This is a genomic window from Rossellomorea sp. FS2, from assembly GCF_047915635.1.
Classification (GTDB): Bacteria; Bacillota; Bacilli; order Bacillales; family Bacillaceae_B; genus Rossellomorea; species Rossellomorea marisflavi_A.
Map to the genome: position 1 here is coordinate 107,707 of NZ_JBLRVS010000005.1, position 15,759 is coordinate 123,465.

The window sequence follows — 15,759 nt, forward strand, 5'->3', positions numbered from 1 at the left end:
AGGATGGAAGCGTGAGCTCAAGGATGAGCTGTAATCCTTTAAGAATGTGGAGTGTGAATGACCCGTGCAAATTAATCCTGATATAAAGATCGAAGCCCCTATTCCTTCTGGAAACGGAACTCAACTGAAGGAAGGGGATCTTTCGACTGCCATCGTGAAAGAACGTCTTCCCCAAAATGAAGCCCTTCTCCAAGTAAAAGGACAAGTGGTGAAAGCAAAGGTTGAAGGGGAACTCCCTCAGGCCAAAGCCATCTCCATTGAAGTGGTTTCAACCTCATCGAACCCGCTTGTCGTCAGAGTCGTTGATTCTGCAAAGCCAGCGCGTTCATTACCAGCTCTCCCCCAAGTAAACCAGGACGTGAAAACAGCACTCCAGCTGTTGAACCAGAATGGGACTCCCATTACAAGGAAAACCATTGAGGCTTTGAATCAGTTTTTCAAGGAAACGAAAGGAACTCCGGAACAGAAACTGGAGACCATATCTTCCTTGCTTAAAAAAGGACTGGACATGACCGCGAATCAGCTGAAAACCGTCCATTCAGCAATCCATGACCACTCTTACTCTAAAACCATGGATTCTCTCGTGAAAGGGCTGGATCCCTCCTTTGGTTCTAAAGGAGGAATTGAACGCCCATTCCAACAGATCATGAAGGTATTGAATGCCATAGAGCACCGGTTATCAGAGGGTGATAAAGCCCTGCTCGGATCCATCCGCAAAGAGTTTGCAGCAACCGTGGATGTATCGGGAGCCGTCAAGAAACTCCAATCGCAGTTCGGAGCCATTCTGCGCTTGATGCCGCAAGAGGAAATGAAACTGACCAACCTTCTTAGACAGCAGATGTCTACAGGCGTTCAAGCGGTTCCTGATCGACAGTCTGCGTCCATGAATCCTCTCCAAAAGGCTCTCCAGGATATGCAGACTCTGATGCGTAAAGAGGCGAATACAGAGCAGCTGATTCAAAAGCTCTCTGTCGTAATGGATGCGACTCCTGATCTTCCCCATACCGCGAAAACAAGTTTTGAGCAATCGTTAGTAACCGCACAGTCCCTGGATTCAGAGGGCAGGGAATTGAAGGCAAGAGAAGAGATTGCCAAAGGGGTCGCTGCATTGCAATCCCATAGTGGACCGGCAGCTGATTCTGCTCCTCAAATCGCTGTGATGCAGCAGGAAGACTGGTATGAAGGGATACCAGCACATTCTAAGCTGATCATGGTGGAAACGGTGACGAAGAAGATGTCCCAACTGTCCATGGATTTTAAGCAGACGAAGAATGAGGTATCACTTAGCCTTCAGCAGGTGCTGCGTTTGATCAACGGTCATAAGCAGATGGCTGAAGTGTCCGCAAAACCCCTGCTTGAAAATACCATCAATAAACTCGACGGTGTGTTGCTGAGAGGGGATTTCATGCTCTATGCCGACATGAAGACTGAGAAAAAGCTGCTGAATGCAAGCACCCAGCTCGCTCAGGCAAAGCAACTCCTTTCAAAAGGGGACATGGCTGCCGCCAAACAGATCGTGGAAAGCGTCAAACAAGAGATTGACAGACTCCAATTTAAGCCTTCCGAAATCAAAGTGAAGAACTTTGTCGAAGGTGAGTGGGCGAAGATGACTCAAACCCCATCGGATAAAAGGGGTTTGCAGAACCTTGAGCAGGCCATGCACGCGGTCAAACAGGAGCCCACTGCCCGTTCAGCCTTTGAACTGATCCGTTCAGCGGGACTGACGCGTGAATCGGATCAAGCAATGAGTCTATTGGCAAGAGATAAAAATCAAGATCCTCCCGCTAATCTAAAAGACTTGCTTTTGAAGATGACACGGCATGAAGATGCCGGTGTTTCATCCAAAGCTGAAGGGATGCTCGGCAATCTGACAGGGCAGCAGCTCATGAGCAAAACGGATTCATCCGGCCTGCAAACCATGATGTTCACCCTCCCATATCTTCTCCAGGATAAAGTGGAAGGCGTGAAGGTTTACATCAACTCTAAAGCAGATCAACAAAAGGTAGACTGGCAGAACTGCAGCCTTTTCTTCTTATTCGACACAAAAAAATACGGAGAAGTCGGAATCTCCCTTACAGCTTCTGAACGAAATCTCTCCATTCAGGTGAAGAATGATCAGGAAGGGTTCAGTTCACGGATGGAACCCCTGGCAGAGAAAGCAAAAGACCGCTTAGAGCAAATCGGATATACCATCAGTAAACTTCAGTTCTCGCCTCTTAACCGAAACGAGGAAGAGCCTAGGGAAGAGAAGAAGGCCAGTGCCCCGAGGATGAACGAGAAAGGATACGATTTCACCATATGAACTATATTAATAGCACGAAGAGACGCCAACAGAATGGTCAGTCGGCGGCCGTCATCCGGTACGATGAAACGGATGGGGGAACGCCATCCGTCATTGCTCAGGGAACAGGAGTCCTCGCGGAAAGGATCATCGAGCTTGCCCGGCAGCACGGTGTCCAGATGCAGGAAGATGAACAGCTCGTCCAGCATCTCCTTGATCTTGATCTTGGTGACAACATCCCTCCCCAGCTCTATTCCGTTATTGCGGAAGTTCTTCTTCTTATTGAAGAAATGGGAATGAAAGACTAAAAAACAGGAAGAAATATCCGATACATCTAGTGGAGGGATGCACAATGGATTTTTTGACCAAAGAGTTCATCTATCAAAAATCGTCGCAGGAAATCACTGCGCTTTTATATGAAGTTTTAATAGAGACTGCCAATGATAGTATCCAAGATATACATAACAGCCTGTTCATCGATGCCAACATCAAGATGAAAAAAATGAATGAAATCCTTCATCGTCTCGGTGTGGGACTGAATTACGAAGCAGGGATTATCGCAGATCAATTAGACGCCCTATACAACTATATGGCTGACCTTGTGATCAAGGCGAATATGAGCAAAGATCCTACCAATCTGAAAGAAGTGGTGGATATCACGAAGGAGCTTTCGACTGCGTGGAGGCATACCATGAGAAACAAAACCCAGCAGCCGAATAAACAGCGATATAAACAAACCAATGCCTATGAAAAAAATATCATGATGGACCACCATATCGAAACCGTGGAAATGGGGAAATGACCAATGAAAATCAATCATAATATCCAAGCTCTCAATGCATACCGGAATCTAGCACAGAATATGAACAATACGTCCAAAAGCCTGGAAAAACTATCATCCGGTCTAAGGATCAACCGCGCAGCCGATGATGCGGCAGGTCTTGCCATCTCTGAAAAAATGCGGTCCCAGATCCGCGGACTCGATATCGCAGAGCGGAACACATTGGATGCCATTTCCCTGATCCAAACGGGCGAAGGCGCGTTGAACCAGACACACGAAATCCTCCAGCGCATGAGGGAGCTGTCAGTTCAGGCGTCGAACGGTACCTTGGAAGAGCAGGACCGCACGGCCATCCAGAATGAAATCGACCAGCTCACATTCGAAATCGACCGCATTGCCGACACCACCCAATTCAACCAAAAGAAACTATTGAGCGGCTCTGAACAAGGAACAGCCTTCGCCGAAGTGAACTCATCCCAAGTCGCGTATGTGGGCAATGGTACGTGGCAGGGAACGGTTAATGCTGCGCCTTCAGAACCGGCCAGTGTGGAATTAGTGTTTGATCAGACAATCGGAGGTTTGCTGGATTCAACCACTCCTTCCCAGATAGAAGGTAAGGTATTTACGATCAATAATAAGCGTTACGAAGTGGTTACTTCAGCCAGTCCAACAAATATCACTACAAACGGAAACATCGCAGTCAAAGTAAACTGGGCAAATCCGACTAACGATGCAACGAAGATCGCCAATGTTAATAACCTTATGACTGCAATTAAAGGGGCAGTCGAAGCGAATGATCCGGTATTCAAAAGCCCTACAAGCCCAACGACCAATTCCAAGATTGTTAACGCAACCGATAGTGTAACAGGAACTGAAGGTACACCGTTCACAGGAAAGCTGACTCTTTCTTCCCTCAACAATTTGTCTGTCGCAGAAGGGGAAAAGATTGGCTTCAGCTTTACCGGCTTCAATCAGGTAAAAGCTTACTCCCCAGGGACGACAACGGCAGTCACTACATTGGTCGGAAATCCTGTCACGACGACATCGACTTCCACACAGCTTACGTTCAGTGGCGTGCCGACAGCAAGTGATACAGTACCTTATGCAGGAGATGAACTCATCATTGATGGGAAGACGATCCGCTTCTCGGAAAGCACTGCCAACTTGACTGGGAACCCTGCTATCATCAATGTGAAGGACAAAAATGTCTTTGATGTACTAGACTCAATCAAATCCGTGCTTGAAACGACAAAAGCAGGGGGCGGAGTGGTGGCTATGAGCTCTGTCGATGTTGTAGGGAATACATTGGTACTTTCAACAGACCGGACCGACAATGGTGCCACGAATGGTCTGGATATCGCGTTGAAAGATGCTGATTTTGAAGCCAACAAGGAGAAAGATCTCGAGCTTGATATGCACATCGGTGCTAATGCGTCCGAAACCCTTAAGATCACAATCGGCGTTATGGATGCGGCTAAGTTAGGTCTAGCAAGAGCGGCTGACGGCTCTTATCTCAGCACTGGAGTAAATGCGGTGCAAGGAGTAGATGTCTCTTCTACTGAAGCGGCAAGGGCAGCCATCACCAGGTTGGATCAAGCTATCCGCATGGTATCAGAAGAGCGTAGCAAGCTAGGAGCCATCCAGAACAGATTGGAACACACCACCTTGAACCTCCAGATGGCCAACGAAAACCTGACATCAGCGGAATCACGCATCAGGGACACCGATATGGCGAAGGAAATGACCAACTTCACGAAGAATAATATCCTGAACCAGGCAGGGCAAGCGATGCTTGCCCAGGCAAATCAGCTGCCACAAGGGATCCTTCAACTATTGAAATAAGACAAAAGGGGCGTGGCCGACCGTGGCCCGCCTCTTTTGCCTGACGGCTTTTTCCTCTATGATAAGAATATGGAATATACCTGAAATGAGGGAATCGGAATGGACGTACAGAAAGTCGGGAAAATCACCACTCCCCACAAAGTTGAAACGAAAGCACCGGTGGCTGGGGAATCCGTCTCTTTTACAGAAGTGATGGGAAACAAGAGGGAACAGCTCCTTTATGAAAAGTTCGCCAAGATGGCGGGAGATATAGAGCATCAGGGAAAAGTATTGTCTGAATCACGTACAGTCGAAGACTTGAAGAGATACAAGAAGATGGTGAAGTCCTTCATGGAGGAGGCCATCCAAAACGGCTTGCAGCTTGAGAACCAACGCGGCTTCAACAGGCGTGGCCGGACGAAGGTGTACAAGATCGTCAAAGAAGTCGATTCAAAACTCATGCAGCTTACCAATGAAGTATTGAAGAAAGAACAAAAAGGCCTGAATATCCTCAATCTTGTCGGGGAAGTCCAAGGCCTATTAATCAATATTTATACTTAAGAATCTTGTGAAACAACCGATAAAAAAGTGAATGGAAAGAAGGGAAACCAGTGATAGAACAACTGACCCTGATCCTGGATAAACTCATCACGCTACAAAAAAGCCTTCTGCATGTATCCAATCGGAAGATGGAGGCTTTGAAGGAAAACGATATAGATGAAATCAACCGTCTTTTAAAAGAAGAATTGAGCCATATCCGCGCTATGGAATCCCTCAATGCACGGCGTGAGGAGCTCCAGGAGGATATTTCCTTGACCTACCAAACGCCGGTCACAACATTCTCGGAGTTACTTGGGATTGATTCCTTGCCAGGAAAAGAGAATCTGCGAGAGAAACATGCTGAACTCACGGCATGCACCCTCCGTTTGAAAAACCAAAACGAATTAAATCAGGATCTTCTCAATCAATCCCTCCAGTTCGTCAATCTGAGCCTTGACCTCGTCATGGGCCAACAAGAGACAGGGAATTACTCACAGGACCCTGATGATATCCAGAGCATGCGGACTCATTCAATCTTCAATTCTAAAGCTTAACTGTAGGAGGTTAACCCATGGCATCAACTTTTCATGGACTAGAAACGGCACGCCGCGGAATGTACACCCAGCAGAGTGCACTCCAGGTGACAGGACATAACGTTGCCAATGCCAATACGCCGGGATATACGAGACAGCGCATCAATTTCCAGCAAACCGAAGCCTATCCATCACCGGCTTTCAATAAACCGATGCTCCCGGGACAAATTGGTACGGGGGTGGAAGCAGGGTCCGTCCAGCGGATCCGCGACAGCTTCCTGGATGTACAGTACAGGGGAGAAAACAATAAGCTCGGCTACTGGGAATCAAAAGCCGACGCCCTCACCAAAATGGAAGAGATCATGAATGAACCGACAGATTCCGGCCTCGCCAAAACGATCGACATGTTCTGGCAGTCCCTCCAGGATCTTGCCGGCAATCCGAAAAACCCTGGAGCAAGAGCCGTCGTCAAGGAGCGAGGGATCGCCCTTGCCGAGACCTTCAACTATCTCTCGAATTCCATCTCGACGATCAGGCAGGATCTTCAGAACGAACTGAATGTGACAGAGAAGAATGCGAATGCCCTTTTGGACCGCATTAATTCCCTAAACGAACAGATTGCCGCAGTGGAGCCCCACGGGATGGTGCCGAATGACCTGTATGACGAACGTGATCGGATGATTGATGACCTTTCTCAGATCGTCAATATTACGGTTTCCTATCAACAGTCGGGTGGTAAGCCTGCCGCCATTGCTGAAGGCAGGGCGATCATTTCCCTTGCTGATACCAGCGGTGCCGCCATTGCACGCCTTGTTGATGGACAAGGGGTTCAACATATTGATGTGAAATTCACCCCACCGGGACAGGACACCTATGTAACGGAGGTCACCGTAGGAGGCAAGACGTTTTCAGCTGATGCCTTCACATCGGATGGCAGTCTGAAAGGTTTGATGGAGTCCTTCGGAATGAAGACCAGTAATGGGGACATCAAGGGCGATTACCCTGACATGCTGAAGGAACTGGATAACCTGGCCTTCACCTTCGCCAACGAGTTCAACAAGGTACACTCCGCCGGTATGAGTCCGAACGAGATCAACCATAAGAATGCAGCGGGAGAGATTGAACCGGTCAACCAGGATATCAATTTCTTCAAGGATAAAAAGTACGGGGATCTCTCAGAAGCCAATCGCAAAGGGTTTGCCCAACGGATCGACTTGGCGGATGCCATCAAAGAAAGCATCGACAACATTGCCAACGCAGACGGCTCCGATCCGTCGAAGGCCACTACTGGTGATGGAAGCGTGCTACTCGAGTTGGGAGACCTCATCAACAAAGAATTCGATTACGGACTCAACTCTGAGATGGCTAGCTTCCGCAACTACTTCCAGGTCCTTGTGGGCGGTATGGCCGTCAAGACCCAGAACGCCCTGCGCCTAACCGACAACAGCGGGACCTTGCGCCAATCGGTGGACGACAAGCGCATGTCCATGAGCGCCGTTTCCCTTGATGAAGAAATGACGAATATGATTCAGTTCCAACACGCTTACAACGCGTCCGCCCGGATGATCTCCCTGCAGGACGAACTACTGGATAAAATCATCAACGGTATGGGTACCGGTGGTAGATAGGAGGAAAAATGATGCGCGTCACACAAAGCATGCTTTCATCTAATTCACTGCGTCACTTGAGCAGCAGCTACGAGAAACTCGGAAACTATCAGGATCAGCTTGCCACAGGTCAAAAGATCACACGGCCTTCACAGGATCCCGTCGTCGCCATGAAAGGGATGTATTACCGCTCCAATCTGACGGAGAACGAACAATATCAGCGGAATCTTTCCGAAGCGTATCTGTGGATGGATAACTCCGAAGCCGGCCTCGAACACGCCTCCCAGGCACTCGAGCGTGTCCAGTACCTCATCATCCAGGGTAAGAATGATACATACTCTGATGAGGACCGCGTGGCCATCGCCCAGGAAATCGAACAGATCAAGCAGGATATGGTGGAAGTGGCGAACACAAAAGTTGCCGGCCGCTATATCTACAACGGAACCGACGTCGACCATGCGCCCGTTGCCAAGGGGAATCCTCCCGTCGTCAACATGAATACCGAGGATTATGCAGTAGAGGTATCCGCAGGGCTCAAGCTGAAAGTGAACGTCAACGGCGATAAAGTATTCAACCAGGCTCTGTTCAACACCCTCCAGGGCATCAAACAGGGATTCAGTGATGACACCTACAGTGCAGAGGGCATGGACAACCTCCTCAAAGACCTTGAGGGACAGATCAGCACCCTCCAGGCAGAGCGATCAGAAGCCGGAGCTCGATACAACCGCCTCGAAATGATCGAGAACCGCCTCGGCAAGACCGAAGTCATGGCGAAATCCATCATTTCCGATAATGAAGATGCCGACATCGAACAGGTCATCACCAATCTCAAGAACCAGGAAAGCGTCCACCGGGCCGCCCTCAGTGTAGGAGCGAGGATCATCCAGCCGACCCTCATGGACTTTCTACGATAACGAAACAGCAGGGACTGAACCTCTTCAATGAGTCAGTCCTTTCTGCTTGAAAGGGGAAAAAGCCATGTATGTGCCACAAATCCGCATGTCTCAGGTACCGGCTAAACTGGGAATCGACATCGCACCCGCGTCCATCTCGATCCAGCAGCCGGCAGCCGTGATGGAGCTTCACCAGGAAGGTCCCGTCATGACCATGGATACGACCCTCCCGCAGCTTTCCATCGACCAGTCGCAGGCGTGGGAGGATATGAATCTGAAAAGCGCCCTCAGGAGCATTGAAGAAGCTGCGGGAGAAGGCTACCAGGCGTGGCTTGAATTCCTGGGCAACAAAGCCCAGGACGGAGATGAACTCATGAGCATCGAAGCAGGGTCAGGAGCAATCGCCTCCCAGGCCGAACGGAACAGCCAATCGCCGACCTATGAGGTCAATATCGGCTACATCCCGTCGCCCTTCAGCGTCAAAACGTACTATCAGCCGGGCTCCCTGAACATCCAGGTCCAGAATCGTCCCGTCCAGAACCAGACCACTCCGCAGAAGCCGATCATATCCTACCATCCGGGGCGCGTCACCTACTCCATCCAACAGCACCAGCAGCTCACGATTGAAACCACCTAACCAACCAGAAAAGGACTGATACCTATGGAAATCCAAACAAAATACCACGGGAGCTTGAACGTGGAACAAGAAAATCTTCTTACCTTCCCCCAGGGCATCCCGGGCTTTCAGGATGAAAAAGAATTCACCCTTCTGCCGTTCCCGGGAAACGACTGGTTCCACATCCTCCAGTCCACCGCCACACCCGAGCTCGGCTTCGTCGCAACGGAACCATTCAGCTTCTTCCCTGACTACGAATTCGAACTCGACGAAGCAAGCATCGAAACATTAAGACACCCAGAAGGAAAAGACCTGAAGATCCTCTCGATCCTTACCATCCGGGAACCCCTTGACAGGTCCACCGCCAACCTTCAGGCACCCGTCATCATCAACCCGGCCCAGCAGCTCGGCAAACAGGTCATCCTCACCGGCACCGACTACCAAACGCAACACCCGATCTTCAACCAAACAGAAAGAAAGAGGGGATGACACCATGCTCGTACTCACCAGAAAAACCGGCGAAAGCATCCAAATCGGTGACAACATCGAAATCACCGTCGTCTCCGTCCAAGGTGACCAGATCAAACTAGGCATCAACGCACCCAAGCACATCGACATCCACCGGAAAGAAGTCTACCTATCCATCCAGAACGAAAACACCGAAGCCTCCAAAGGCATCGCCGACCTCTTCAACCTCCTCCCAAAAAACGAATAAAAGTTTTTCCAAAACTATTAAACACCTAGGAAAAACGACCGATACTACTAATGTAAGCCAAAGAGGAAAGGGCGGCCGACCTCTTCCTCCCCGGCAAACCAAAAAACCAACGGTCCACAAGGATGTGGGCTTACTTTCAAGGAGGAAATTAAGAAATGAGAATCAATCATAATATCGCTGCTTTGAATACACATCGTCAATTGAATACAGCTTCAACTAATCAATCAAAATCTATGGAGAAACTGTCTTCAGGTTTGAAAATCAATCGAGCTGGAGATGATGCAGCCGGTTTGGCAATTTCGGAAAAAATGCGTGGTCAGATTCGTGGATTGGATATGGCCTCTAAAAATGCACAGGATGGAATATCTTTAATTTCAACCGCCGAAGGTGCACTTAATGAGACACATTCAATTCTCCAACGCATGCGAGAGCTTGCAGTTCAATCTTCCAACGATACGAATACTACTAGCGATCGTGGTGAACTTCAAAAAGAAGTTAATGAACTAGCGAAGGAAATCACGCGAATTGCTAATACTACAGAGTTTAATACTATGAAATTACTTGATGGTTCTAGAAGTACAGCAGTAAGTGGAGTTACTGGATCTGATTTAACATTCCAAATTGGGGCTAATGCAAGTCAAACTATGACTCTTGCTATAGGAGCAATGGATGCTTCAAGTTTACTCGTAGCAGGAACTACTAGTACTGCAGCTACTGGAGCTACGCAGGCTAATACTACAGATGGAATTAACATTTCAACTGACTCTGCAACAGCTACAGCTGCAATTACTGTTATCAACAATGCTATTGAAAAAGTATCTGCACAACGTTCTTATTTGGGAGCAAATCAGAATCGCCTAGATCACACTATAAACAATTTAGGAACATCATCCGAGAATTTAACTGCAGCAGAATCACGTGTTCGTGATGTAGACATGGCAAAAGAAATGATGGAACAAACTAAAAATTCTATCCTTTCCCAAGCTGCTCAAGCAATGCTGGCTCAAGCAAATCAACAACCCCAAGGTGTTTTACAACTCCTTCGTTAAAATATTCATTTACTTACTAATTTTTAATAGGAGGAAATACCTTGAGAATTAATCATAATATTGCTGCTTTAAATACACATCGCCAATTAAATAGTGCTAATAGTGCTCAATCTAGCTCAATGGAAAAACTCTCTTCAGGTTTACGTATTAATCGAGCCGGAGATGATGCTGCTGGTCTAGCTATTTCTGAAAAGATGCGTGGTCAAATACGAGGACTTGATATGGCATCAAAGAATTCACAGGATGGAATTTCATTAATTGCAACTGCTGAAGGTGCACTTAATGAAACTCATTCAATTTTACAACGTATGCGAGAACTTGCAGTCCAATCTTCCAATGACACAAATACTTCCACAGATAGGAATGAAATACAAAAGGAAGTAGATGAATTGGCAAAGGAAATTACCAGAATTTCTAATACTACAGAATTTAATACAATGAAGTTATTAGATGGTTCCAAAGATTTTGCTAATAACGGTGATATTGGTGTTGAAGGTGATTTAACATTCCAAATTGGTGCTAATAACGCTCAAACCATGCAATTAACTATTGGAGCTATGGATGCAGTATCGTTGGGGGTACACAGAGCATCTAATGTTAATAATGTAAGTGCTGATGCAGCAGGAACATCAGGTGCAGCAGTAACAGAAAACGGGATTGATGTTTCGACGAATGCAGCAACAGCTACAGCTGCAATTACTACAATTGACAGTGCTATTCAAAAAGTATCTGCAGAACGTTCTAAACTAGGAGCAAACCAAAATCGGTTGGAACATACGATAAATAATCTCGGAACTGCATCAGAAAATTTAACTGCTGCTGAATCACGTGTCCGCGATGTAGATATGGCAAAAGAGATGATGGAGCAAACTAAAAACTCTATCCTTTCTCAAGCAGCCCAAGCTATGCTTGCACAAGCAAACCAACAACCACAAGGTGTTCTTCAACTTCTACGTTAATCTTTTTAGAAGTGGCTCTCTCTGAGAGTCTCTTCTTTTTTTACCTTCCCCTAAACTTCCCCACTCTTCTTCCGATATAACCCATATAACCCACAGGAGGACCTTCAAAATGATTGAAAAAACGGCAGGGAGTGCAACCGGCACCCAATCATTTGTTGAAAAACCCCGTAATCGAGCGGAAGTTGAAAGCGTAATAGAGTCACTTGAAAAACAAATGAAGCCTGGTCTTCAACAGTCTGTAACTGAAGACAGGTTGAAGGTAGCGATTCAAGGGGCCAATGAGTTTTTATCCTCTTCCAATACCCATTTGAAATTTGAATATCATGAGCAGTTAAATGAATACTACGTCACGGTTGTGGACGATATCACGAGTGAAGTTGTACGAGAAATTCCACCGAAAAAAATGCTGGATATGTTTGCGGCCATGACGGAATTTGTCGGCCTGGTGGTTGATGAGAAGATCTAAAAGGAGTGAAGGAATGTGAGAGTAGGAGGATTGGCGAGCGGGATGGACATCGACTCCATCGTGGCAGACCTGATGAAGGCAGAACGCATGCCCCTGGATAAATTGAAGCAGCAGAAGCAGACACTGGAATGGAAGCGGGATGACTATCGCTCCATGAACACGCTGCTTCTTGATTTTCGTTCGGAATTAACTCAGTATAAACTGACTACAAAATATCGTGCACGGATGACGGCTTCGTCAGATGAATCAAAAGTGACGGCAACGGCGACAAGTGCAGCATCTCAAGCGTCCTACACGATTAATAATGTTACCGGGCTTGCGAGTGCGGCAAACCGTGTAAGCGGGAGCAGTGGAAGCAATGGCGAGAAACTTTCAGCTTCTGGAAAGAACTTCAATCCGAGCAAGGGCCTCTATGGAGAAACGGGTAACTTTGATAACGGGAGTGGCTTTACCTGGTCTACAGGTGTGGTAGGAAAGCATACTGTGAAAACAGATGCCGATTCGACAACAGTGGATATCGATCTGGCAGGCTCTAAATTTATCGAACGTGACAAGATGAGTGTGAAGGTGAATGGAAAATCATTCGAGGTCGTTACGGCGACGCCAGCTGAAGGATTGGGAGCCAATCAGGTGTTGGTGGAAGAAGACGGGAAACTGACATTCGGCACAACAGTGAAGAAAGACACGTCCATTCAAGTGGAATACATCACGGATAACAAGAATCAAACGTTCGAGTTCCCTGAGAATAAGGCTAAGCTCGTCCAACTGGCAAACGGATCGATCAACAGTCTGGAGCTTGATGTCAATGGGGCGAAGTATACACTCGGAGCAACGGATGCAAGTGGAAATACCGAACTAGTTGGAGCTGATAGCAGCGTCATCGGTACCATTAATAAAGAAACCGGGTTGATCACCTTCAATGAGGAATTGGATAAGGGAGCAACCATCTCTGCCTCCTACACTCAGAATTACTCGACATTCTCCCTTAAAACGTTTACCAAAGATGGGGAGCAGAATACGAATTTCTTTATCCAGGGGAACGAATCACTGAATGCTGTCATGAGTAAGGTGAACAGCTCGACAGCAGGGGTTTCCATGCTCTATGATTCTTTTTCTGACCGGGTTACCATGACTCGGAGCGAAACGGGTGATTTTAACAAGGGTGGAGATGAAATCATCACGGATGGAGATTTCCTGAACTCCCTCTTGAAATTCGGTAACTCAACCGAAACAGGAGGAACCAACGTCCAGTTTGAAATTAACGGATTGAAGACTGAACGTTACTCTAATACGTTTGAGATGAGTGGTGTGACCTTTACGATCAAGGACACATTCGATTCATCCAAGGTACCGAACGGTGTTACCACAACCGTGCAGAACAATACAACGGATGTATTTGATAATATTAAATCATTCGTAGACAAGTATAATACGCTTATTGATACGATCAGCAAGAAGACGTCGGAAGAGTATTATCGCTCGTATGGGCCGCTTACCGACGAACAGCGTGAGAGTTTGAGCGACAAGCAGCAGGAACAATGGGAAGATAAGGCTAAAAGCGGTCTTCTTCGTCGTGACCCGATGTTGAACTCGGTCTTATCTGCCATGAGGATGAACATGTCGCAGCCGGTCAACAATTCCGAAACGAAAGCCATGTACAAGCAGCTATCAAGCATAGGGATCTCCACCACTGCCAATTACCTTGAAGGTGGAAAGCTTCAAATAGACGAAGCGAAGCTTAAGAAAGCCATTGAAGAAGATCCAACCGCGGTTGAAAACCTGTTCCGCGGGGGGGCGGGTGCAACCAACGAGTCAGAAAAAGGAATCATTCACCGTCTCTATGACTCTGTCAACAATACGATGACAAAGCTGAAAGACAAGGCAGGTAACGTGACATCTACTGCATCCACCTTTGCCCTGGGTCGTGAATTGAAAGACGTAGATTCCAGGATTGATAGCTTCGAAGCCCGGATGAAACAAGTCGAAGACCGCTACTGGCGCCAGTTCACCGCCATGGAAAAAGCGATCCAACAAGCCAACAGTCAATCTGCCTACCTCATGCAGCAATTCAGCATGTAATCATTACGCTAAGGAGTGTCACCATGGCCGTCCAAAATCCATACCAATCGTACCAAAACAACTCCGTTACGACCGCATCACCAGGAGAGTTGACGCTCATGCTCTATAACGGGTGCCTGAAGTTCATCAACCTGGCCAAGAAAGGCATCCAGGATGGGAACATCGAGCTGAAGAATACAAACATCCAAAAAGCCCAAAACATCATCAGTGAATTGATGGTCACCCTCGATTCAAAAGCGGATGTATCCAAAAATATGATGTCCCTCTATGATTTCATCAACCGTCGCCTCATCGATGGCAACATCAAGAACGATATCACTGCTATCGAAGAGGCAGAAGCTATGGTCACCGACTTCCGCGACACATGGAAGCAAGTCATCCAGCTCAACCGCGCCCGCCAGCACGCAGGAAATGACGGAAGAGCCTGATGTCAGTTAAAGCGTGTCACAGTATCACCCACCAGCTCCACCAACTGCTAATCTCAGCCCAGCAAGTTGACGACCATATCATGAAGCGGGCCGACTCCCTCCTTCAAGAGAGGGAGGACCTGCTTCCGAGTATCGTTCCTCCTTTTACAGAAGAGGAGAAAATGCTAGGTGCTGAGATGAATAAGTGGAATCAAGTGATTAACTTAAAAATGAAGGCGTTAAAAGGCCTCATTCAGCGGGATATTAACGGGCTGAATAAAACGAAAGTGACGGCGCAGAAGTACAATAATCCATTTGAATCTTTGCAAACGGATGGAATGTTTTATGATAAGCGGAATTAGACCTCTCTTGATTGGGAGGTTTTTTTGATTCACTTGGAGGGTTTTGTGGGAAGTTGTCGAATACAAAACCTAACTTAGTTTGAAAGGAGAATGATATGCCAAGACCGAAAAGAATTTGGATACTACGTTACCCCTCAGATCTCCACGCTTACTGTCTTATGCCTAACCACCTTCATCTTATCCTCGGCACGATAAACCATACCCCGACTGATTTAATCCATTACCTTCACTCCGTCTATGCCCGTTACTTCAACCACCGTTATGACTACGTCGGTCACCTGTTTCAAGGCAGATTCTATTCAAAACAAATCCGCAACCACAAGCAACTCCTCGACACAAGTGCCTACATTCACCTCAACCCTGTAAAAGCAAACTATACGAAACTACCGGAAGATTACCTGTGGAGTAGTTACGGAGCCTTCCTTGCTCCATCTAAGTCAACAATCATACACACGGATAAGATTCTATCGTTACTGGGTGAGGATCCTCATCATAAATATCAATTATTTGTAGAAACCCGGCGGAAGATTAATGAATGGAATATCTAATAAAGCATTTAGATACATTTTGAGTGAGCCTGGCACCGAATGAAATGAAGGTGCCAGGCACAAAAAGGCTAAAAGGTGCCAGGCACAAAAAGGCTAAAAGGT

Annotated in this window: 18 protein-coding genes; all 18 read left to right on the plus strand. The window is 47.1% G+C overall.

The window, feature by feature from the left end; all coding sequences use genetic code 11:
- The first annotated feature begins 64 nt into the window (after positions 1-64).
- On the plus strand, positions 65-2,302 hold the full coding sequence (locus ACNA6I_RS16955) for a hypothetical protein (protein WP_416313813.1): 2,238 nt from the start codon (positions 65-67) through the stop codon (positions 2,300-2,302).
- Positions 2,299-2,589 (plus strand): EscU/YscU/HrcU family type III secretion system export apparatus switch protein, encoded by a 291-nt coding sequence (locus ACNA6I_RS16960; RefSeq protein WP_416313814.1) that lies wholly within the window; start codon positions 2,299-2,301, stop codon positions 2,587-2,589. The genes ACNA6I_RS16955 and ACNA6I_RS16960 overlap by 4 nt, the downstream gene beginning before the upstream one ends.
- A gap of 44 nt (positions 2,590-2,633) precedes the next feature.
- Complete coding sequence (gene fliS, locus ACNA6I_RS16965) at positions 2,634-3,083, plus strand: flagellar export chaperone FliS (protein ID WP_416313815.1); 450 nt, start codon at positions 2,634-2,636, stop codon at positions 3,081-3,083.
- A gap of 3 nt (positions 3,084-3,086) precedes the next feature.
- Entirely contained in the window at positions 3,087-4,904 is a 1,818-nt protein-coding gene (locus ACNA6I_RS16970; protein ID WP_416313816.1) for a flagellin, read from the plus strand.
- A gap of 99 nt (positions 4,905-5,003) precedes the next feature.
- Positions 5,004-5,444 (plus strand): YaaR family protein, encoded by a 441-nt coding sequence (locus ACNA6I_RS16975; RefSeq protein WP_416313817.1) that lies wholly within the window; start codon positions 5,004-5,006, stop codon positions 5,442-5,444.
- 50 nt (positions 5,445-5,494) lie between these two features.
- Positions 5,495-5,977 carry a flagellar protein FlgN gene (locus tag ACNA6I_RS16980; protein WP_318549124.1) on the plus strand — a complete coding sequence of 161 codons (483 nt, stop codon included), beginning with the start codon at positions 5,495-5,497 and terminating at the stop codon, positions 5,975-5,977.
- Positions 5,978-5,994: 17 nt separating this feature from the next.
- Positions 5,995-7,584: a flagellar hook-associated protein FlgK gene (flgK, locus tag ACNA6I_RS16985; protein ID WP_416313818.1), complete on the plus strand. Its 1,590-nt coding sequence runs from the start codon at positions 5,995-5,997 to the stop codon at positions 7,582-7,584.
- A gap of 11 nt (positions 7,585-7,595) precedes the next feature.
- On the plus strand, positions 7,596-8,477 hold the full coding sequence (gene flgL, locus ACNA6I_RS16990; RefSeq protein WP_416313972.1) for a flagellar hook-associated protein FlgL: 882 nt from the start codon (positions 7,596-7,598) through the stop codon (positions 8,475-8,477).
- Between the two features lie 64 nt (positions 8,478-8,541).
- A complete protein-coding gene (locus ACNA6I_RS16995) occupies positions 8,542-9,093 on the plus strand; it encodes a DUF6470 family protein (RefSeq protein WP_416313819.1) in 552 nt (183 codons plus the stop codon).
- Positions 9,094-9,117: 24 nt separating this feature from the next.
- Entirely contained in the window at positions 9,118-9,561 is a 444-nt protein-coding gene (gene fliW / locus ACNA6I_RS17000) for a flagellar assembly protein FliW (RefSeq protein WP_416313820.1), read from the plus strand.
- Between the two features lie 4 nt (positions 9,562-9,565).
- Positions 9,566-9,787, plus strand: a complete 222-nt coding sequence (csrA, locus tag ACNA6I_RS17005) for a carbon storage regulator CsrA (RefSeq protein ID WP_159644229.1) — start codon at positions 9,566-9,568, stop codon at positions 9,785-9,787.
- 155 nt (positions 9,788-9,942) lie between these two features.
- The gene (hag, locus tag ACNA6I_RS17010; protein WP_416313821.1) at positions 9,943-10,836 is read left to right on the plus strand and encodes a flagellin Hag; all 894 of its coding nucleotides are present in this window, start codon (positions 9,943-9,945) and stop codon (positions 10,834-10,836) included.
- A 41-nt stretch (positions 10,837-10,877) separates the two neighbouring features.
- A complete protein-coding gene (gene hag / locus ACNA6I_RS17015; RefSeq protein ID WP_416313822.1) occupies positions 10,878-11,795 on the plus strand; it encodes a flagellin Hag in 918 nt (305 codons plus the stop codon).
- A 109-nt stretch (positions 11,796-11,904) separates the two neighbouring features.
- Positions 11,905-12,261 carry a flagellar protein FlaG gene (gene flaG, locus ACNA6I_RS17020; RefSeq protein WP_416313823.1) on the plus strand — a complete coding sequence of 119 codons (357 nt, stop codon included), beginning with the start codon at positions 11,905-11,907 and terminating at the stop codon, positions 12,259-12,261.
- 15 nt (positions 12,262-12,276) lie between these two features.
- A complete protein-coding gene (gene fliD, locus ACNA6I_RS17025) occupies positions 12,277-14,340 on the plus strand; it encodes a flagellar filament capping protein FliD (protein ID WP_416313824.1) in 2,064 nt (687 codons plus the stop codon).
- Between the two features lie 23 nt (positions 14,341-14,363).
- Complete coding sequence (gene fliS / locus ACNA6I_RS17030; protein WP_416313825.1) at positions 14,364-14,768, plus strand: flagellar export chaperone FliS; 405 nt, start codon at positions 14,364-14,366, stop codon at positions 14,766-14,768.
- The gene (locus ACNA6I_RS17035; RefSeq protein WP_416313826.1) at positions 14,768-15,109 is read left to right on the plus strand and encodes a flagellar protein FliT; all 342 of its coding nucleotides are present in this window, start codon (positions 14,768-14,770) and stop codon (positions 15,107-15,109) included. The genes fliS (ACNA6I_RS17030) and ACNA6I_RS17035 overlap by 1 nt, the downstream gene beginning before the upstream one ends.
- 95 nt (positions 15,110-15,204) lie before the next feature.
- Entirely contained in the window at positions 15,205-15,657 is a 453-nt protein-coding gene (locus tag ACNA6I_RS17040; RefSeq protein ID WP_416313827.1) for a transposase, read from the plus strand.
- Positions 15,658-15,759 lie beyond the last annotated feature (102 nt).